The following is a 19,868-nucleotide window of genomic DNA, read 5'->3' on the forward strand; positions in this document are numbered from 1 at the left end:
ACCAGATTATGTCAAGGTTACACACCACCTTAATGTGCAAAAAATTCATCTTACCGGCTAATCAGTGGGTGATATATTGAGTAGTTGTTAATTTTGTTAAAAAATAGATGTGGATATTAAAATCAGTTTTAGGTGCCTGTCATCGCGCAAATACATCGCGCTAGCAGATCAATCGCTTTGCTCATCTCACTTTGTTTGGCAGGTTGAAATGGCGAACATCACCGCATGTATTGCGATTAAAGCAAATTGAGTTAGCGCCTGTGGCCTTTGTGATACGTATTTGGCGCGGCTTTGTGTGCCTTTTGGCCGCGTTATTAGCTACTCACTTTCAATTCCCCCCATTGCAAGCACTGCCTTGCACTGGGATATCGTTCGCTTTATCACATCGAAACTAAAGACTATATGAATATTAAACAGCAACATAAATAGCGCAGAGCTTGACGTACAGCTAGACTTTGCTGCTTTTAGTTAATATTATCAAGCCTTTCAAATGTCATACTGACATTAATATTGCGTTCATTTTGTACTACGCTTTGTAAGTGCCTTAAAAATTAAGGAAAGCGGGCTATTATTGAGCGCAAACATCATTATCAAGGGCGTCTGCATGCAATTATCTTACTCTCAGGCTGTATTTAAAAATTTTTTAGGGCAAGCGCCTCAGTGGTTTAAACTAACCATTATTGGCTTTTTAATCCTCAATCCGATTCTTTTCTTTTGGGTGTCTCCTTACGTAGCTGGTTGGGCTTTGGTCATTGAATTTATTTTTTCTTTGGCGATGGCACTTAAGTGTTACCCATTGCAACCGGGTGGCTTACTGGTGATTCAAGCCGTCGCCATCGGCATGACAACGCCGGCACAAGTATTACATGAAATAGAAGTTAACTTAGAAGTCATACTGCTGCTGATTTTTATGGTTGCTGGTATCTATTTTATGAAGAACCTGTTGTTAGTGTTGTTTACCAAGATTATTACCAAAATCCATTCAAAAATAGCCGTGTCGTTGATGTTTTGTGCCGCCAGTGCCTTTTTATCAGCGTTTTTAGACGCACTAACCGTAATCGCGGTCATTATTAGTGTTGCTGTGGGCTTTTACTCTGTTTATCACAAAGTCGCCTCAGGCTTACATCAGTCACAGGCGCACGACCCAAACAGCGACCACGACCTACCCGAGTACTCCCGTAGTGACTTAGAGCAATTCCGTGGCTTTTTGCGTAACCTACTGATGCACGCTGGTGTTGGTACCGCTCTTGGTGGGGTGATGACCATGGTAGGCGAACCGCAAAACTTAATTATCGCTGAGCAAGCAGGATGGCAATTTATCGAGTTTGCTATTCGCATGTCGCCGGTCACTATTCCAGTCTTTATTGCCGGCTTGTTAACCTGCTATTTATTGGAAAAATTTAAATGGTTTTCTTACGGGGTCCCTTTGCCAGAAAACGTCAGGCAGATATTGGTTGAATTTGATCAACAAGAAACCGAAGCGCGCACTCGCGCCGATAATATGAAGCTCGTGGTACAAGGTCTCATCGCCATTTGGCTCATCGTTGGCCTGGCACTACACCTCGCATCTGTTGGTCTTATTGGCTTAACCGTGATCGTTCTTGCCACGGCATTTACTGGCGTTATTGAAGAGCATCAAATTGGTCATGCCTTTGAAGAAGCACTGCCGTTTACCGCGTTATTGGCCGTGTTTTTTGCTGTGGTTGCGGTAATTATCGATCAACAGTTATTTACGCCTGTTATTAATTGGGTATTAACCTACGAAGGTAATATGCAACTGGTGATGTTTTATTTAGCCAATGGCTTTTTATCTATGGTCAGTGATAACGTATTTGTTGGTACGGTGTATATCACCGAGGTCAAAAAGGCTTTGCTATCAGGTCAAATTACCCGCGATCAATTTGATATGCTAGCGGTCGCAATTAACACAGGTACTAATTTGCCATCCGTAGCCACACCAAATGGTCAAGCCGCCTTCTTGTTTTTGCTCACCTCAGCCATTGCACCGCTCATCCGCTTATCGTACGGACGGATGGTTTTTATGGCATTGCCTTATACCATTGTATTAACCATTGTTGGCCTGCTCATCATCAACTCAGGGGTATTAGTGGAATACACAGATATGTTTTATCAAATGGGATTGATTGAGCATCATACGCTGAGTGAAAGCGCCAGTCCGTCAGGTCATTAACCCGATACTGATGCTGTATGTATTGGCAAACGTATACACTTAAATTGTTTGCCAATACATCACCTACTCGCTCGGGCTGACTAGGCTGATGTAAAAAAGGATCTAGCACTCTAGATCCTTTTTTTGGTTCGATTAGCGTTAATTGTTGAAGTGGTACAAAGCCCCAAATGGAATCGGTTATCTACGGCCGTTTTGTGCCATTAACTGCCTGTGAGATTTAATGATAAATGAAATAGAAAACTAACTAAAAAGCTAAACGTAGCGGTGTAAAAGGACACTATAAATAATTTGCGAATAGCGCTAAATTCTTCATCGTCCAATTGTTTGTGATAGCCGAGAAACAGATAACCAGCTTCACCTATTAACGCATTTTTACCACCACATTTATTGGTGTTTTTACGTAAATATTTTAACCGAGATTGAGCCGCAATTTGGTTTATTCCAGCAAAAATGGCGGCACAAACTCCTACAAATAAAATTAAACCCTGTATTACTTCCATTGTTTTATCTCAGTCCGCTTTACGCTGACTTAAGTATTAATAATTGATATTAACTACCTAAGTGTTTGACAAGTCTGTATTCTTTTTAGTCCAGTTTGGGTTTTTCCAATGTACATGCATCTTCGACTTGCTCCAAAAATAGCCAGATACCAACACTAGGATTAAATACAGAAGACTTGTCCATGCACCAATAATCTTATCAAGGTCAGCCTTGTAGTAACCAGAAACAATTAGTACAGCAAGAATAAGAATAGGAAAGGCTTGCTCATTTAAACGTATTTTTAAAATAGATTGGCAGTTACTGCATTCAATGCCCGTAGATGGGCTGCATGTGGCTTTAACCATAAAAGGAATTTTTGTGCCACAAACGGGGCAATTTTTCTTACTATCCATAATTTATCAAAAATCAGTTTTCGTCCGTTGCTCGCTCAAAGCGGAAGTAAATTTCCACTATGTTTTTATTTAATTTACTGATTAAACGTCAAAAGTAAAAGTGTCTATTACGACGATTCGTGACATGAAACTCAACAACATGTGCTACAAACTATTGATTTTAATGATAAATGCAATCGACACGGAACGATTTCGTTGCGCCTCAATAAGAGCTAAGCTGTTGATTATAAATAGGAATAAAAAAGGATCTACGTTATGTAGATCCTTAATTTCATATCAGCCCAGCGTAAGCGGCCTTTTTTGTGCCCGGAATTTGACTATAAACAATTGAAAAGGTTAATGTATATTCAAGTGTTAGCAATCTAAACGTAACTGAAAAATTTAAAATAAATAGTTACTTAACAGGGAAATTACTTTGAATCAGCTATTAATAACCAATATAACAGTGATGTGTTTTTTGTTAGGTTGTGCTTCAACAAACAATGAAACTTTAAGTTTTAATAGCAAATGTGAAGGCTTTGAGTCCAATGACTCCGACAGGCTCGAATATAATTCTTATAAGAACTCTATCAATAGAGTAGCTCCTAAGTACCCAATTCAAGCGGCAAGAGATAAAGTTGAAGGGTATGTTCAATTTAATTTTGATATATCTGAACAAGGCAAGCCAATAAATATTGAACCAATATCGTCATTTCCTTCAGATACTTTTATAGACGCTGCAAAACAGGCTCTTTCACAGTGGGAATATATCCCTATGACTAAAAGTGGCTCGCCAGCATTAAGCAAGTGCCATAGTGTACAAATTGATTTTAGGCTGAGCTAAGACTGCAGAGTCGAGCTACGTACATTGTTGTGCTTAGAATTATATTTTAGTTAGGCTCAATATTCTTACTAGGACGTTAATATGAATAAATGAAAACCGCCTTCTTCACAAGGCATTAACCTTAAGTGGGGCGACCAACAAATTCGAGGCTTAGTCCTCGAATTTTTATTCATAAAAGTGAATATTTGACTTGGCGGTCGGTTAGGTTAGTATGAAGCGAAGTGGCGGAGGCAACTACCGCTTTGAGCGATAAACAGCCGTTGTATAGTGACTTTTTATGGATATCACGGATATAAAATTAGAGAAACCACTATTCTACAACAATTCCATTGGTTTGAGGTTTGAGATAGGGCCAGATGACGTAGAGTTGTGGGATAATGTTGAAGAGCGAGATATTAATAAGGAATATTTTGATATCGCCTTACAAAGGGCTATTTCCATATTCAATGAAGTCTTTAAGCCTGACGACAGTATATCTATAGTATTTCAAATGTTTTCAGATGGTCGCAGGAAGGTCAAAAAGAATAGTTTTATATTTAAGCAGTTTTTACCTTCTGGTAAGCCTCAAATATCCTATACCGAACATAAAGATATTTACTCTGAAAACATAGATTACAAGAGAGAATGCTGGAAAAGGGCTACTTTCGAAAACATCACGCCTCAAGACGTCAATATAGAACAAATACTTCTGTCTTTAATTAATTTCGATTTTCCCTCTCGACGGCCTTCTTCCAAAGGGGAGGTTTATTTTATAAATCATACGAGGGATATAGTGCTGAATTTATACGATGATCGAGGTATGGATGTTATTGCGCTCGATAAGGCAGTATTAATGCCCCTGTATTTATCACACAACCAATTTATCCTGAATTACGACAGAGCAATCATCGAACAAACTTTTGGGCAACCCACCTAAATTATCCGGCGGCAGCTATTGGCACAAAACAGCCGGTCAAGCCACATCGAATATGAAGGAGATTCCATCTAAAAACATGATGGAATGACGATGTTTTTTTTCTGGTATTTTGACGAGTTCTGAATGGCACAAAACAGCCCCTCAACCCTACCTTGAAATGAAAGTAGGTTGCGTTTTTCACCGCAATGACGGTTCTTCTTTGCTTACTTTAACTAAGGGCGCAGAGCGAACGTCAGTGCCCACTACTTTTATATGTAATTTAATAACAAATTGTTGAACGTCAAACAAGGCTCTCTAAACAACAGTTCAATCAGCCGTCGTTGGGTCGATGGTCGAGCGCACTTGCGCTACCGAATTGACCGGAAACCCGCCCATTTGTGCGTGCTTTCGCACCAAGTTTTCGTCTTCAGCGATATAAACACAATAAATTTTATCGTCAGTTACATAGCTGTGTACCCATTGAACCTGAGGTCCTAATTCATTGAGTACCGCGCACGACTTTTGCGATATGCTCTGCAACTCGTCACCCGACAAATTGCCAGCGCCAGGTATTTCACGTTCAATAACAAATTTAGGCATGTGTATTTCCTCTGTAATGCCAAAAGTCCATTTGACTATAGGCTAAGGTGACGCTAAATCAAGCTAGGCCATATTGACCTTGGGTGAATGATCCTACTGAAAGGTGAAATCGCGTTGATCAAGGCGAAATTATCTGGTTTAGTCATCTAAATCTACTCACAAGTTATTGCACATCGACGACAATCACTTTATTGTTGGCATTCATTATTAATCAAGCTCGAATGAGAATAAAAACACAACGGTCGTACTTTAATGCTTAAACGATTAAATGATTTTGTGCTAACCCCTACATCGTGGTGGCTGTTAGCTTTATCCGCACTGGGTTTAGAACTCAGCGCCCTTTACTTTCAATACGGTATGGAACTTGAGCCGTGTATTATGTGTATCTACCAGCGCGTGGCCATTGTCGCTATTGTTATCGCCGGCGTTATTGGTGCGCTTGGCAATGCATTTATGGTCACTCGCTTACTCGGTTTTGCGATATGGGGAGTTGCAGCTATCTGGGGATTGGCACTGGCCTTGGAACACGTTGAAATCCAAGCCAACGCTGGCTCTTTATTTTACACCTGTGACTTGGTTCCCAACTTCCCAACATGGATGCCTTTACACGAATGGTTACCAGCTCTTTTTGCCGCAACAGGTGACTGTGGCGAAATAAGTTGGCAATTTTTAGGCTATTCAATGCCTCAGTGGATGGTTGTCGTATACGCTGTGTATAGCGCACTGTTTGGGGTGTTTTTCCTCGCTCGTGCAAGCCAACTGTTTAAAAAACGACACTAGGGCGTGTTCACAACGCACGGCCAGCTAACATGCGCCGTGCGTTTTTTCAAATGTTGAGTACGTTATTGCTACCTCTATGCCTTTCATACCCTCAGCTCAGCTAACCAGAGTGATTGTGCTTCCTTGACGAGAGCGTTTGACATCAATGCGTTTTGCCATTTGCTCCTTTAACTCGCTTACATGAGAAATAATACCGATACTTCGTCCCGTTGTTTGCAAGTCGATTAAAGTTTCAATCGCCAGTTGCAGCGCGTCTTGATCTAAGCTGCCAAAGCCTTCGTCGATAAATAACGTATCAAGAACAATACCGCCAGAACATTGCTGAACCACATCACTTAGCGCCAAGGCCAAGGCTAATGATGCCATAAACGACTCGCCGCCAGAGAGTGTTGCTACGGGACGTACTTTGCTGCTGTAATTATCATAAACAGCCAAATCAAGTCCGGCGCTGACATTGCGCTTTTGTTGCTGTTCGTCCTGGCGCATTAACTCGTATTGACCGCGACTCATCACCTGTAAACGCTTTGAGGCAATAGCCAATACACTATCGAGTAAGTCGGCTAAAACAAACCGCTCTAACGATACGCGAACACTACCACGCCCAGACGCAGCGGCAGCTAAATTGCCAATAATCTCATATTCGCTTTTGCTTTGCGCTTGCTGCTGTTCAAGGCGCTTTATTTTTTCCTGAGCGGACACCAGTCGCCGGTGATACAACACCGTTTGGTTGTGTAATTGTTCCACCTCATTGTACTGCTGCTCGGCCGCCAAGCGCTGTTGCTCTAACGCTTCAACGTCGGGTGGCTGTTGCTTCTCTAACTGCGTTGCCAACGCCGATAACTGACCGGTTAACTGTTCGCGTTGCGTGTTGTGTTCATCGATTTGCCGTTGTATTTGCTCAACTTGTGGTTCGCTTGCTAACGCACGCTCAAAGTCAATCTGCTGCTCAAATCCGTGTTGCAGTCGTATCTGTTGCCAGTTTGTTTGCGCTTGTTGCTCGCGCTGTTCGAGCTCGGCGAGCGAATCAACACTTTGGCTAATGTGTGCGTCCAACGCAGTTAACTGCTGCGTCACTTGGTCAAGTGCTTCTTGAGCTTGTATTTGCTGTGTGTCAAGTCGCTTGATTTGCTGTTGGAGTTGCTCAACTTGCTGTGTGATGACGCCGTTGCCTCGGTATTCTTCGGGCACACTTTGCCGCGCTTGCAGCAATGCCTGTTCAGCCTTTGCCCGTTGCGATGCAAGTTCGGGTAACCGTGCATTGAGTTCTGATATTTTGCTTTGAAGTGGTGCCAGTGACGCCTGCATGCGCTGTTGATTGCGTTGCCATTTATCTAAGTTATTAGCGACCTCATCGAGCTTGCTTAACTGTGACTCTAACGCGGCAATACGTTGTTCTAACTGCTCACAGGTCCATTGAGCAGTAGCGTCAAATTGCTCGCTCAATTGAGTCTTCAGTTTGGTCAATGCTTGCTCTGTTTGTTGCCATAACACCTGGTGTTGCTGTAGCGTTTTGTCACTTGCTGACAACTTGAGATGTTGCGCTTGCCAGTGTTGGTGAGCTTGCTCAAGTTGCGCTTTATCTACCGTGTGTGCCGCTTGCGCCTCTGCCGGATGAGGGTGCTGCGTCGCCCCACAAACCGGACATGGATGCCCGGCTTGTAATTGTTTGGCCAGTACCGTGGCTTGACTGGCATGGTAAATACTTGCTTGCTGATGATATATACGCTCAGCTTGTTGACTGTCATACCGATCTTGCTCAACGCGTTGCTTGGCCTGTTGGTGTTGTTGCACATGGCCATTTAATTCGTTGGTCAACTGATCATATTGTTGTTTTAATTGGTATTGTTGCTGAATATTTTGCAACTCAATCTGGACAGCGTGCCGCTTTTGCAGTTGTTGTTGGCTTTGTTCTATTAACGCTCTTCCCTTGTCGCTGCGCTCTGCTAACTGCTGATATTCGGCTTGCGTATGCGTTAGTTCCGTCTTTGCCTGTTGCTGTGCTCGCTCTGCTTGGTCAAAGCTGTCACCTACCTGAGTCAACTGCTGCTGTAGTGGCAACATCGCAGTCAACCGATTAATTTGGCTCAGTAATTCATCTCGACATTGACTGTCTTGCTTGGCTTGCTGATATTGCTCTTTGATGCGCTGGTGGGCAAGTACTTGCTGTTGTTTTTGTTCAAGCCATTGTCGGTGCTGGTTAACAATACGTGTTTTTTGCGTACTAATGGTTTGCAGCGCCTGCCAATGCGAATCAATTTTCTGTGCCCGCAAAATAGATTGATGTTGCTCGACCAGCTGTTCGATCTTGGCTTGATTGGCGTTGACGCGCGCGAGGTTTTCACCTGCTTGCTGCTGTTGCTTGAACAGTTGACGCAAGTTACTCGCTTGTTGATAGCGCTCACTTACTGCACGTCGATGCGTATCTGCTTGCTGTTTATTGGCTTGCTGCTCGTTGGCGGTTTGCGCCGTTTGCTGTACCAATTGAGCTAGCTGCTCTGCGTTTTCGCAGTCAATATCGTCTAAGGTATCATTTACGCGCTCAATAAATTGGCGATACTGACGTTCAATATCCGTCGCTTTATCTTTGATCTTTTGCTCAATCTTTTGATAAATATCGGTAGCAAATAGGGTCGATAAAATCGCTTGTCGTTCGGTTGAATTAGCGAGCAGTAATTCGCGAAACTTACCTTGTGGGAGCACCATTACTTGACGAAATTGATCAACGCTCAAACCAACGATTTGGCTGATATGCTCATCCGCTTCGGTTTTCTTTTTAGCAACCAATAACGTTTCATTACCACTGTCATCCATGCCAATTAGCTCGGCACTGGCATTGTGTTTAACTTGTTTATCGCCGCGTTTGCTGGCGCGCATTTGCGTCGGTGTACGAGTTATCCGATAGCGCATGCTCTTGATCGAAAACTCTAACGTTACTTGGGTGAGTACATCGGGCTTGGCTTGATCGCAACGCACCGACAGATCTTTGCGCTCCGCGTCTGTTGTTTCTCCATACAAGGCATAGCAAATGGCGTGTAATATCGATGACTTCCCCGCACCAGTTGCACCGTCAATTAAGAATAACGGGTTATCGCCAAGGCGCTGAAAGTCGATGTGTTGACGGTCGGCAAACGGGCCAAAAGCCTGTAGCGTTAATTGATGTAACTTCATCACTCTCCCTCGTGTTCTGCTTTGGCTTGACTAACGCATTGGCTCATAATCTCGCGTTGCGGCTCTGTCAATTCAATGCCCATGACTTGCTGGTAGAAGTCAGCGAATACATCTAATTCTGATTTTTTATTGGCAAACAGCGGTGCCTCACTTTGCTCTCGCGGCTCGTTAAAGTTAACCCGTTCAAGCTGTAAAACATTGGGAAAAACCGCGCGCAATTGTCCCATCGGGTCGAGCATAAGTTCGGTATCGGTCAATCTCGCCAAGTAATAGTGCTCACATGGCGTGCCGTGTTCATCGCGATGCGCTTGCCCTTGTGCAATTAACTGTTGCAATGGCCCTTCGATTATTTTCACATCGCGCTTGGCCTGCAATGGCAACTGGGTTATTTGCAACGAATGGTTTTCATCGATATCCACCAAGGTGACGCTTTTTTGTTGACGGTGTTCTGAAAACGAATATTTTAGTGGCGATCCGCTGTAGCGAATATGCGATTTGCCGCGATATTGTGGACCGTGCAAGTGACCTAACGCAACGTAAGTGAACTCTTGCATTGGCTGCCACGCAACTCGATCCGCGCCGCCAATCGACAACGGGCGTTCCGAGTCAGATTCACTCGCTCCATCGACAAAACAATGAGACATCAATACCGCAGGTATGTCGCGGTAATGCTGTTGTTTGTGAGCAAGTACTTTGGCCACACAATAGTCGTGAGCTTGAGCATGGCTTTTTATCTTCGACACCTCTTGCTCGTCGGCAAAGGCGAAACGCAGCTCATTCGGGTCGTGATACGGTATCCCGTAAAACGCCACTTGCTGTTCTCCATTTTCAACGATGATGGGCTCGGTCACCTCGGCTAAATCGGCCACGATATGTACGCCCGACAGGTGCATTTGTTTAGCGCCAAAACGCAGGCGCTTAGCGCTGTCGTGATTACCGCTGATGATAATGACTCGTATATCGAGCTCGGCCACTTGGTTTATGAATCTGTCGAGTACATCGACGGCATCTGACGGTGGCACCGAGCGATCAAAAATATCGCCAGCAATCACTAAAGCATCCACTTGATGATCAACCAAGTACTGTTTTATTTGCTCTAATATATAAACTTGATCATCGAGTAATGATTGGTTTTGAAACAAGCGGCCAATGTGCCAATCGGAAGTGTGAATAAAGCGCATTTATAATTATAAGACTCGTCAGCTAATAATGGACTGACCACATTATGCCAGAGATATCGGTGCCTGCACAGAGTGACAAACACGCGATTAATGCGCTTGTTGCCAATTTAACTTCGTGCTAAATTGCCGTTTAATTTCAACAATTTTGTACTTTTCTTTATGCTTTCAGGGCTTTTTTCTCGGCTTGTCAACTCGCCATCTGTGCTCGACACAGAATCCAAATACTGGTTAATGGATGCGTTTATTTGGGCGGTAAATAATTTCGATAAACAACAGTTTCTCAATCACAGCCAATTAGTCCTACCCAACAATGCGTTCTATCCGGGTCGGGTCAGCAGTGTACAAGATATGGCAGAGCGTATTTTTGTACAAACCGTGTCACTTGCTGGTATGCAACACTGGCCAATCACTCTCGCCTTAGCGCCTCCACAGCAACCGCTATTGCGCCACGGTGCTGAGCAACGCTTACAATTTACCGGCTCACTGCGCGGTGAGCAGTGCGTCGTCAGTCATCACTCGCCTGATTTTGAATCACCAGCTACCCAGTCGCTAACCATCTACTATAAACAACCTCAAGTAAATCAACCGCAAGATATGATTGCCTCTTTAGTACAACAACTGGCAATCTTGCTGCTGCCCTACCGGCAAACAGCCTTACCGGGTGGCGATAAGTTACTTAGTGCAAGTGTCGATGTCATCGCCTGTGTGTTGGGCTTTGGAGTCATTTTTAGCAATACCGCATATCAATTTAAAGGTGGCTGTGGGAGCTGCTATAACCCTATGGCCAATCGACAGGCGTTGCTTACAGAGAATGACAATGTGTTTTTATTGGCCTTGTATTGCCAAGTGAAATCTATTCCCTATAAACAAGCGAGTCGCCACTTAAAACCACATATGCGCACCTTGCTTAAGCGCGCAGTCAAAGAGCTTGAACGCATTGGCGTTGTCGACTTTAACAGCCTCGAGAATTTGCGCCGTTAAACTGGCTTTTACGGCGCAATGGGTACATGATGTAAACAGATGAATATACTGGCTACGGCTGAGGCTTCACGTTTTAGCCTGCGAGGATCACTGATGATTTATAAACGTGTTTACACCGAGGCGCACAAGCGAATTGCCCTCGTTGCTCATGATAATATGAAGCCCGATTTGCTTCAATGGTGCGTTACCCACAAGCAACGACTGCAACAACATCAATTGTTGGCTACCGGTACAACTGGCTCGGTACTTGAACAGCAAACCCAGTTACCAATAACCAAGCTGATATCGGGGCCTCTCGGTGGCGATCAACAAATCGGCGCGCTAATCACCGAACAAAAGATTGATATTGTAATATTTTTTTGGGATCCACTAGAGGCTCAACCGCATGATCCTGATGTCAAAGCACTGTTGCGCCTGGCGGCTGTTTGGAATATCCCCGTCGCCTGTAACATTGCAACCGCCGATATGCTGGTAAGTTCACCGTTGTTTGATACACCGATGCCTCGACAGATTCCTGATTACGACGCGTATTTAGCCAAACGGCTATAGTCACACGTCACAGTTCACAAAAAAGGAAAGCCTTAGCTTTCCTTTGTTATTGATGAGGCATTCGCCCCTGAGATCGGTTGACCTTTGTTGACAAAATGCGGTTAAACGAATCTTTTGGACAGTTATTCTGTTACCAGCTTAGGAAATGATTTAACTAAGTCATCAACCGCTTTCATCTGGGTCAAATACCCCTCTAAAGCGTGCAGTGGTAACGCACTTGGCCCATCGCATTTCGCCTCGTCAGGATTTGGATGCGCCTCAATAAACAAGCCGCCAATACCAAGAGCCATACCCGAACGCGCCAGTTGCGCTGCCTGGGCGCGACGTCCGCCTGCCGAGTCTTCTCGTCCACCGGGCTTTTGCAAGGCGTGAGTGGCATCAAAAATCACCGGCGCCATCGACTTCATTTCGTCCATTGCCAACATATCAACCACAAGGTTGTTATAGCCAAAACAGCTACCTCGTTCACAAAGAATAATATTTTCGTTACCCGCTTCGCCAAACTTTTTAATAATGTGGCGCATTTCATGAGCCGCTAAAAACTGTGGTTTTTTGACATTGATAACCGCCCCAGTTTTCGCCATGGCGACTACTAAGTCGGTTTGTCGAGCCAAAAATGCCGGCAGTTGGATCACATCTACTACCTCGGCAACTGGCTGCGCTTGGAACGGTTCGTGAACATCGGTGATAACAGGAACGTTGAATGTCGATTTGATTTCTTCAAAAATCTTCAAGCCTTCATCCATACCCGGACCGCGATACGAATTGATTGACGAGCGATTTGCTTTGTCAAATGATGCTTTAAACACGTAAGGAATGTCCAACTTATTGGTCACCTCAACGTAGTGCTCAGCTATTTTCATCGCCATATCACGAGACTCGAGTACATTCATACCGCCAAACAGTACAAATGGCAGATCGTTTGCGATACTGATGTTCGCAAAATCAATTTTTTGTAAACCCATAATAATCCTTAATAATTAGCCGACAGTTTGTAAAATCTGCCCGCAAAACCAGGCTGCGAAAGTACCTAGAGTATAACCTAGAACAGCCAATAGTACGCCAACAGGTGCTAATGATGGGTGGAATGCCGATGCCACAACGGGTGCCGATGCCGCACCGCCGACATTCGCTTGGCTACCAACCGCCATGTAAAACAACGGCGCTTTAATCAACTTAGCAACAAGCAACATCAGTGACGCATGGATCAGCATCCAGATAATACCTATAACAAAATAAATTGGCGCATCGGCTATCATTCTGATATCCATTTTCATCCCAATAGAGGCGATTAAGATATACAGCATGGCAGAGCCGACTTTCGAAGCCCCTGCCCCCTCCAATTTGCGCCAACGAGTGAACGACAAGGCGATACCTACAGCAGTAGCAAACACAATCATCCAGAAAAACTTGCTGTGAAACGACAGTCTGTCGAGACTCGGATAGTTTTCCACCATAAATGGGGTAATACTGTCGGCAAACATATGAGCAAAACCGGTGACGCCAAAGCCGATCGCTAAAATCAACATCAAATCGGTGAGTTGCGGTATCCGCGAGTGCTCAGCATGAAAGTTTTCGACTCGCTCTTGCAACCGTTGAATAGCACTGGTATCGGCGCCTGTATTGGCGTCGATGCGCTTGGCATTAGACGCTAAAATTAACACCACAGCCATCCACAAGTTAGCAACGATGACGTCAACGGTGATCATCGCCGAGAAAATGTTGTCGCCAACATCATATATTTCCTTCATTGCCGCTTGGTTTGCGCCGCCACCAATCCATGAGCCAGCAACCGTTGTCAAACCGCGCCACACCGCCTCTGGACCTTGCACCGATAACAACTCAGGACTAAAGCTGGCGACGATTAACAGGGCGATAGGTCCACCGATAACGATGCCGAGCATGCCGGTAAAAAACAATATCACCGCTTTTCGCCCCAGTCCGGCGATTGCCTTTAAGTCGACACTTAAGGTTAGGAGTACCAGACAAGTGGGCAATAAATAGCGCGAGGCAACATAATACAGATTGGACTCTTTACCGCTAATAACCCCTGTACTATTTAAAATAGAGGGCAAAAAATAACACAGTAAAACCGCTGGCACGATGGCGTAAAAGCGTTGCCAAAATTGATGGTTAGAGTGCGCAGTATAAAATACCGCTCCTAACATAATCGCTAATAATCCTAACACGGATGCATCATTGGTGATCAATGCACTCGATTCCATGAACTCTCCCTATCGCCTTGTATCGGCTATGTATTGTTAAATTATGACGTAAAATCAGCCTTATAAAGCTCACATATAAAGTGTTAGTGAACTTTACAATCGCGCTCCAATACGGTGTACATTGACTCTGTGAGCCACTGAGTTTGATTGGTGCTTTTGTCGCTAAAATATTGATGATCATCAAACGCCACTTTGTGATAATCAACCTGCTCTAATAAAAAGCTGTGTTCCCGCTGGCAATTAGCATCAGACGGCGCCAAAGCCAAAACGAGATCCGTGGTCAGCAACGCATGCTGGTAATACTGCTCGCGAATTAATGCCCCTTTTAAACTCAATAAATACTGAATAAACAGTTTGTCATCGTTTATCGGCTGTAGCGATACATGCTCTTCGTTGTCTTGACCTAAGCGGCGTTCAAGCTCCTGCCAAGTTATTGGGTTCCCATCAATGCAGTCAAAAATAATCGCATAATTGTCATCGCAAATTATGCGCACCATCACCGAATCAGGTACGTACACCGCTTCGGCGCGAAACCCCAATTGACGGCAAACATGCAAAATAAGCATATTTTTTACAACCGGCGCTATCGAACGATGAGCAATAGCGTATTGTAATTGGTGCTCCGACACCGACCACGTTGGTTTGTACTCACTGACAAAGAGCTGATCGATAAAAATCAATTGCAACAGACGTTCAGCTTTTTCCAACGGGTCGCCAATATCCCTTAACGCGTCTTGTGCACTAGCGATAAAGCTGGCAATTACTTCGATATTTGCCTGTGATTCACTGGGATCAGTTGACCACAAATGTTGTTCTATTAAACACACCGCTTTTACTAAATCGATTTGCTCAGATTTTAATTCTGCTAACAATAATTCTTTCATTAATCCTGATTACTCATTAACCGCCAAGCGGTACAACAATAAGTGATGGTTACATTGCATTTGCAATATTGGCGCTTAAAACAAAAAGTTTTGCTTGGTTACCGCGACTCGAGCAGCAAGGACGACCCAGCCCATTGCTCCTAAGTAGCCGATGACTCGCATGGTGTTATTACGCGCCCATTTAAGTGCGTATAAGCCACAAAAAATATACGCCGCTACTGCAAATAACTTTTCCGTCATCCAGCTTACTTGGCCCGGATACAGTGACAGTTGAACCATCATGACAACGCCAATAAGTAACAGTGCCGTATCAATTACGTGCGGTGTTATTTTCAACCAAGGTGACTTTAGCTTGTCAGATTTTGTCATACACAAGGCGAAGCGAAAGCTAAATAACGCGACGCTCAATGCGGCCAATGTCATATGTAAATGTAACATGTAATAAATTTACTCCGAATCGAAAGCAACGATTAAAAACTTGCCGCTAGAATAGCATAATCGCCGTCAGTTGTAATGTATTGACTGTTTTTTGCTTATCGCAGCTATAACTTTTACAGTTTATTCACTAAAACAATTACAGAGCTTCGCTACGATCATATTTACATCGCTTTTTAGGCGATATTTAAACAATTTTTAACTTTGATTAAATATCACTCAAAGCCTTTAAGTGGCGGTTCTTATTGGTTTATCGGTTGTTGTAAAAGGTTAATACACAACATTATCCACAACTTGTGTGGAAAACTTCACAAGCGACAACTTTGTCGGATTTCTAAGCCGATTTTGGCGAGTTTTAATCATAAAAAAAGCGGCCTTAGCAGCTTTTTTTATGATTCTTCATTATTTATTAACTTTTGTCTTCAATATAATGCGATGCAGCGGCGGTAAAAACAACATCTGTTGAGCTGTTAAGGGCGGTTTCCGCTGAATCTTGAACAACACCGATAATAAAGCCGATCGCAACAACCTGCATCGCAACGTCATTGGGAATACCAAACAGGCCACATGCGAGAGGGATCAGTAACAAACTACCGCCAGCGACGCCAGACGCACCACAGGCTGAAATCGCTGCCACAACACTGAGCAATAACGCCGAACCGAGATCGACTTCAATAGCCAAGGTGTGTGCCGCAGCTAATGATAATACGGTAATCGTAATTGCCGCCCCCGCCATATTAATCGTCGCGCCAAGAGGTATCGACACCGAATAGGTATCTTCGTGCAAGTTAAGCTGACGACACAAGCGCATATTAACGGGAATATTGGCCGCCGAGCTGCGGGTGAAAAAGGCGGTTATGCCCGACTTGGCTAAACAGGTTAGTACCAGTGGATACGGATTTTTGCGGGTGATGATAAAGACGATCAACGGATTGACCAACAAAGCAATAATTAACATCGAGCCCAACAACACCAGCAGTAACTGCCCGTATTCATACAGTGCCGAAAAACCGGTAGTGGCTATGGTGTTGGCAACTAGACCAAAAATACCAATAGGCGCGAGGCGAATGACCACACGCACAACGGCAGATATCGCCTCGGCAATGTCTTGTATCACGGTTTTCGTTTTAGTACTCGCTTGTTTAAAGGCAAAACCTAAGCCCAGCGCCCATGCCAAAATGCCGATGAAGTTACCCGTTACAATCGCGTTTAATGGATTGTCCACCAATTTGTAGGCTAACGTAGTGAGTACCTGATTAAGCCCTTTCGGTGGATTCGCGTTGGCACTGGCCAGATCCAGCGACAAAGATGTCGGAAATAAAAAACTCATCGTTACCGCTGTGAATGCGGCGCATAAGGTACCGATTAAATACAGAAATATAATCGGCTTTAACTTGGCATCACTATCGAGCTTTTGATTGGCAATCGACGCAATGACAAGAACGAACACTAACACCGGGGCTACCGCTTTTAAGCCATTGACGAATAGACCACCCAATATGGCAAAGTTTTTCGCGATATCAGGGGCAATTGTCGCTAGCAAGCTTGCCAAAAAAATAGCCACGATGATTTGCTTAACCAGACTGGCTTTAATCACCTTATTTAATAATTCTGTCATTGATGTTAGTTCTCTTATTGTTTGTTATTGTGCCTGTAAATGCGCAGTGTATTGTGTTGGCTTTGCTCACTTTGATCAAGTGTTTGCAAGTAATCTTTATTGATAAACTGACCGACAACGGCGGCGAGCTGGTCATTGACACGCAGATAAATTTGTCGCTTGCGCAGCCAAGGCGCTATAGCTAACTCTTGATAGACTTTGTTCAGTTGTCGGCGCTTATCTCGAAACTGGGGCCATACTTTGTCATTGTGATAATGACAGTCCAATTGAATGTGCTGGCAGCCCATCGCAAGCGGTATATCAATGCCCCCGTCAGCGGCAGGCTTATCGTCGTTGGTCTTATTGACAAGGCATAGGTCAACATAGCCTAAGTTATCGGGCAGTTCTACTCGTTGCGGTAACTCAGCCACGGCAAGTAGGAATTGCCAATCACTCACATCGTTAAAGTGCTGAGTAATGACTAACTGGTTTTGATAACGACGAATGATCCCGCCGGCCAATTCGATTTTAGGTGTCGCATCTTGTTTTGCCAACACGCAGGTCTGATGAACCTGATTTAACTGTGCCTCAGACAGGGTAATCGACGCATAACGCTGACAATATTGGCGGATCAGGTGACGTTGTCGAGCGATAGAAAATTGCAAAAGCTCTGATATTAACAGACCGTCATTGGGCCCGAGTATGTGCTCAATATCTCGTTGACCGTATTCGTCGAGCAACGCTTGTGCTTCGGCTAAATGACGAGCGCTGCGTTGACTGCTGTTGAGTATGTGAGGCCAACGTCGCGTCAGCAAAGGCAATACGTTTTGGCGTAAAAAGTTGCGTTCAAATCGCTGATCTTGATTCGACTCATCATCGATCCACGCTAACTGATGGTATTTGGCATAGCATTCAATCTCTTGACGGCTAACCGTTAATAGTGGTCTGCCGATACGCTGCTGTTTTTCGCCGGTTCGCAATGTTCGCATCGCCGCAAGACCGGCGACTCCCGCACCGCGTTTTAATGCCAACAACATGGTTTCTAACTGATCGTCTTGGTGATGGGCGGTTAAGATCACGGCATGCTCTGCGCTGTTGGTACTGAGTGCGTTATAACGCGCCTTGCGCGCACTAGCTTCAATGCCTAGACCGGCTTTGGCGTCCAGTTGAACTCTTACCGCGAGGTAATCAACACCGTAGCTATTTGCTTGTGTTTGGGTGAATTGTTGCCAGCTATCGGCGTTGTCACTCAATCCGTGATGTACGTGAATCGCCTTAAGTGAGCCGTTAATATGACCTGCATCTTGTAAATGAGCGGCGGCGTGTAATAGCGCTTGTGAGTCACACCCACCACTGTAGGCAATAACTAATGGCGTCGACAACAGGCTATGCTCAGCTAAAAAGCGCAATAGTGTTTGCTGTAAGTTAGTTACTGTCATTGCCGTCTACAATTTACCAATTTAAATCCACTGCTATCAAAATGAAATAAGCGCCACATAAGACGCTTATTTTTGCCAGTCACCGATGTTATCAGCTGATAATGACTATCGCTGATCAAACCATAGACTGTGAAAAAGGGAAGCCATAGCTTCCCCTTACAACGAGTCTAACAGTAGCCGTAACTCATTAAACGCTGATAGCGATTTTCAATCAAATCATCTTTGTCGTGCGCTTCAATATCGCTTAAGTCTTTTTTAATAGCTTGCTTTAACGTATTGGCCATTAAATCGAAATCGCGATGTGCACCGCCTAGTGGCTCCTCGATAATATTGTCGATTAAGCCAAGTTCTTTAATGCGATCAGCAGTAACGCCCATGGCTTCGGCAGCAAGAGGCGCTTTTTCCGCGGTTTTCCACAAAATAGACGCACACCCTTCTGGCGAGATCACCGAGTAGGTCGAGTATTGCAACATGTTTACGCGATCGCCAACACCAATAGCAAGCGCACCGCCCGAACCACCTTCACCGATAACGGTACAAATAATAGGTACATTCAAGCGCGCCATCACTTTCAGGTTGCGGGCAATGGCTTCCGACTGCCCGCGCTCTTCAGCGCCGATGCCCGGATACGCACCCGGCGTGTCAATGAAGGTAATAATCGGCATGTTAAAACGCTCGGCCATTTCCATGATGCGAAGTGCTTTGCGATAGCCTTCTGGACGTGGCATGGCAAAATTGCGGCGTACTTTTTCCGCCGTAGCGCGGCCCTTTTGATGACCTATGACCACAACTGGACGGCCATCGAGGCGCGCCGTACCCGAGATTATTGCTTCGTCATTGGCATATGCGCGATCACCAGCAAGTTCATCAAAATCAGTAAACATGCGTTCGATGTAGTCTTGCGTATATGGACGGCCGGGATGGCGCGCAATACGCGACACTTGCCACGGATCTAAATTGGCGAATACTTTTTGTGTTAATTCTTCGCTTTTATTGCGCAATTGTGCAATTTCAGACTCTAGATCTAAATCGAGCTCTTGCCCCTGATTGACTAATTGCAGTTCTTCTATTTTTGCTTCTAGTTCTGCAATAGGTTGCTCAAAATCCAAAAAATTGAGTGACATAAATTGATTACCTAATATGTTATCTTCTGCCTTTGTCGCATGTAAGATGATGGCAACAGAGGTCATCCAAACCGCTTAAGCAAGCGATTTTACTAAACTTATT

18 protein-coding genes are annotated in these 19,868 nt (G+C 44.4%); 6 read left to right on the forward strand and 12 right to left on the reverse strand.

Going from position 1 to position 19,868, the window contains the following annotated elements:
* Positions 1 to 604 precede the first annotated feature (604 nt).
* A complete protein-coding gene (gene nhaB / locus ACAY30_RS09865) occupies positions 605 to 2,191 on the forward strand; it encodes a sodium/proton antiporter NhaB (RefSeq protein ID WP_290251778.1) in 1,587 nt (528 codons plus the stop codon).
* A 200-nt stretch (positions 2,192 to 2,391) separates the two neighbouring features.
* Here nhaB and ACAY30_RS09870 read toward each other — a convergent pair whose 3' ends face one another.
* Both ACAY30_RS09870 and ACAY30_RS09875 read right to left on the reverse strand, forming a co-directional pair.
* A complete protein-coding gene (locus ACAY30_RS09870; protein WP_290251779.1) occupies positions 2,392 to 2,691 on the reverse strand; it encodes a hypothetical protein in 300 nt (99 codons plus the stop codon).
* Positions 2,692 to 2,748: 57 nt separating this feature from the next.
* The gene (locus ACAY30_RS09875; RefSeq protein ID WP_290251780.1) at positions 2,749 to 3,084 is read right to left on the reverse strand and encodes a hypothetical protein; all 336 of its coding nucleotides are present in this window, start codon (positions 3,082 to 3,084) and stop codon (positions 2,749 to 2,751) included.
* A 415-nt stretch (positions 3,085 to 3,499) separates the two neighbouring features.
* Here ACAY30_RS09875 and ACAY30_RS09880 point away from each other — a divergent pair, with 415 nt between their 5' ends.
* Both ACAY30_RS09880 and ACAY30_RS09885 read left to right on the forward strand, forming a co-directional pair.
* Entirely contained in the window at positions 3,500 to 3,907 is a 408-nt protein-coding gene (locus ACAY30_RS09880) for an energy transducer TonB (protein WP_290251783.1), read from the forward strand.
* A 277-nt stretch (positions 3,908 to 4,184) separates the two neighbouring features.
* Positions 4,185 to 4,823: a DUF3885 domain-containing protein gene (locus ACAY30_RS09885; RefSeq protein ID WP_290251384.1), complete on the forward strand. Its 639-nt coding sequence runs from the start codon at positions 4,185 to 4,187 to the stop codon at positions 4,821 to 4,823.
* 306 nt (positions 4,824 to 5,129) lie between these two features.
* On the opposite strand, the gene ACAY30_RS09890 is transcribed toward ACAY30_RS09885, so the two are convergent.
* Positions 5,130 to 5,402 carry a DUF4242 domain-containing protein gene (locus ACAY30_RS09890; protein ID WP_290251385.1) on the reverse strand — a complete coding sequence of 91 codons (273 nt, stop codon included), beginning with the start codon at positions 5,400 to 5,402 and terminating at the stop codon, positions 5,130 to 5,132.
* Positions 5,403 to 5,654: 252 nt separating this feature from the next.
* Here ACAY30_RS09890 and dsbB point away from each other — a divergent pair, with 252 nt between their 5' ends.
* Entirely contained in the window at positions 5,655 to 6,182 is a 528-nt protein-coding gene (gene dsbB, locus ACAY30_RS09895) for a disulfide bond formation protein DsbB (RefSeq protein WP_290251386.1), read from the forward strand.
* Positions 6,183 to 6,278: 96 nt separating this feature from the next.
* On the opposite strand, the gene ACAY30_RS09900 is transcribed toward dsbB, so the two are convergent.
* Both ACAY30_RS09900 and ACAY30_RS09905 read right to left on the reverse strand, forming a co-directional pair.
* The gene (locus ACAY30_RS09900) at positions 6,279 to 9,350 is read right to left on the reverse strand and encodes an SMC family ATPase (RefSeq protein WP_290251387.1); all 3,072 of its coding nucleotides are present in this window, start codon (positions 9,348 to 9,350) and stop codon (positions 6,279 to 6,281) included.
* The gene (locus ACAY30_RS09905; protein ID WP_290251388.1) at positions 9,350 to 10,531 is read right to left on the reverse strand and encodes an exonuclease SbcCD subunit D; all 1,182 of its coding nucleotides are present in this window, start codon (positions 10,529 to 10,531) and stop codon (positions 9,350 to 9,352) included. Before ACAY30_RS09905 ends, ACAY30_RS09900 begins: the two co-directional genes overlap by 1 nt.
* Positions 10,532 to 10,690: 159 nt before the next feature.
* Between ACAY30_RS09905 and ACAY30_RS09910 the strand changes: the two genes are divergently transcribed.
* Both ACAY30_RS09910 and ACAY30_RS09915 read left to right on the forward strand, forming a co-directional pair.
* Positions 10,691 to 11,512, forward strand: coding sequence for a hypothetical protein (locus tag ACAY30_RS09910; protein ID WP_290251389.1), 822 nt, complete (start codon positions 10,691 to 10,693; stop codon positions 11,510 to 11,512).
* Positions 11,513 to 11,605: 93 nt separating this feature from the next.
* Positions 11,606 to 12,061 carry a methylglyoxal synthase gene (locus tag ACAY30_RS09915; RefSeq protein WP_290251390.1) on the forward strand — a complete coding sequence of 152 codons (456 nt, stop codon included), beginning with the start codon at positions 11,606 to 11,608 and terminating at the stop codon, positions 12,059 to 12,061.
* A 122-nt stretch (positions 12,062 to 12,183) separates the two neighbouring features.
* Here the strand turns inward: ACAY30_RS09915 and kdsA are convergent, their stop codons facing one another.
* From kdsA to accA, 7 genes are all read right to left on the reverse strand, one after another.
* Positions 12,184 to 13,026: a 3-deoxy-8-phosphooctulonate synthase gene (gene kdsA / locus ACAY30_RS09920; RefSeq protein ID WP_290251391.1), complete on the reverse strand. Its 843-nt coding sequence runs from the start codon at positions 13,024 to 13,026 to the stop codon at positions 12,184 to 12,186.
* A 15-nt stretch (positions 13,027 to 13,041) separates the two neighbouring features.
* Positions 13,042 to 14,286 (reverse strand): DUF819 domain-containing protein, encoded by a 1,245-nt coding sequence (locus ACAY30_RS09925; RefSeq protein WP_290251392.1) that lies wholly within the window; start codon positions 14,284 to 14,286, stop codon positions 13,042 to 13,044.
* 83 nt (positions 14,287 to 14,369) lie between these two features.
* Positions 14,370 to 15,170: a transglutaminase family protein gene (locus tag ACAY30_RS09930; RefSeq protein ID WP_290251393.1), complete on the reverse strand. Its 801-nt coding sequence runs from the start codon at positions 15,168 to 15,170 to the stop codon at positions 14,370 to 14,372.
* Positions 15,171 to 15,245: 75 nt separating this feature from the next.
* Entirely contained in the window at positions 15,246 to 15,608 is a 363-nt protein-coding gene (locus ACAY30_RS09935) for a SirB2 family protein (RefSeq protein WP_290251394.1), read from the reverse strand.
* Positions 15,609 to 16,014: 406 nt separating this feature from the next.
* Positions 16,015 to 17,223 (reverse strand): serine/threonine transporter SstT, encoded by a 1,209-nt coding sequence (sstT, locus tag ACAY30_RS09940; protein ID WP_290251395.1) that lies wholly within the window; start codon positions 17,221 to 17,223, stop codon positions 16,015 to 16,017.
* A 14-nt stretch (positions 17,224 to 17,237) separates the two neighbouring features.
* Entirely contained in the window at positions 17,238 to 18,641 is a 1,404-nt protein-coding gene (gene tilS / locus ACAY30_RS09945) for a tRNA lysidine(34) synthetase TilS (RefSeq protein ID WP_290251396.1), read from the reverse strand.
* Positions 18,642 to 18,808: 167 nt separating this feature from the next.
* Complete coding sequence (accA, locus tag ACAY30_RS09950; protein ID WP_290251397.1) at positions 18,809 to 19,765, reverse strand: acetyl-CoA carboxylase carboxyl transferase subunit alpha; 957 nt, start codon at positions 19,763 to 19,765, stop codon at positions 18,809 to 18,811.
* Positions 19,766 to 19,868 lie beyond the last annotated feature (103 nt).

The sequence above is a fragment of the Thalassotalea ponticola genome, assembly GCF_041379045.1.
Taxonomy (GTDB): domain Bacteria; phylum Pseudomonadota; class Gammaproteobacteria; order Enterobacterales; family Alteromonadaceae; genus Thalassotalea_A; species Thalassotalea_A ponticola.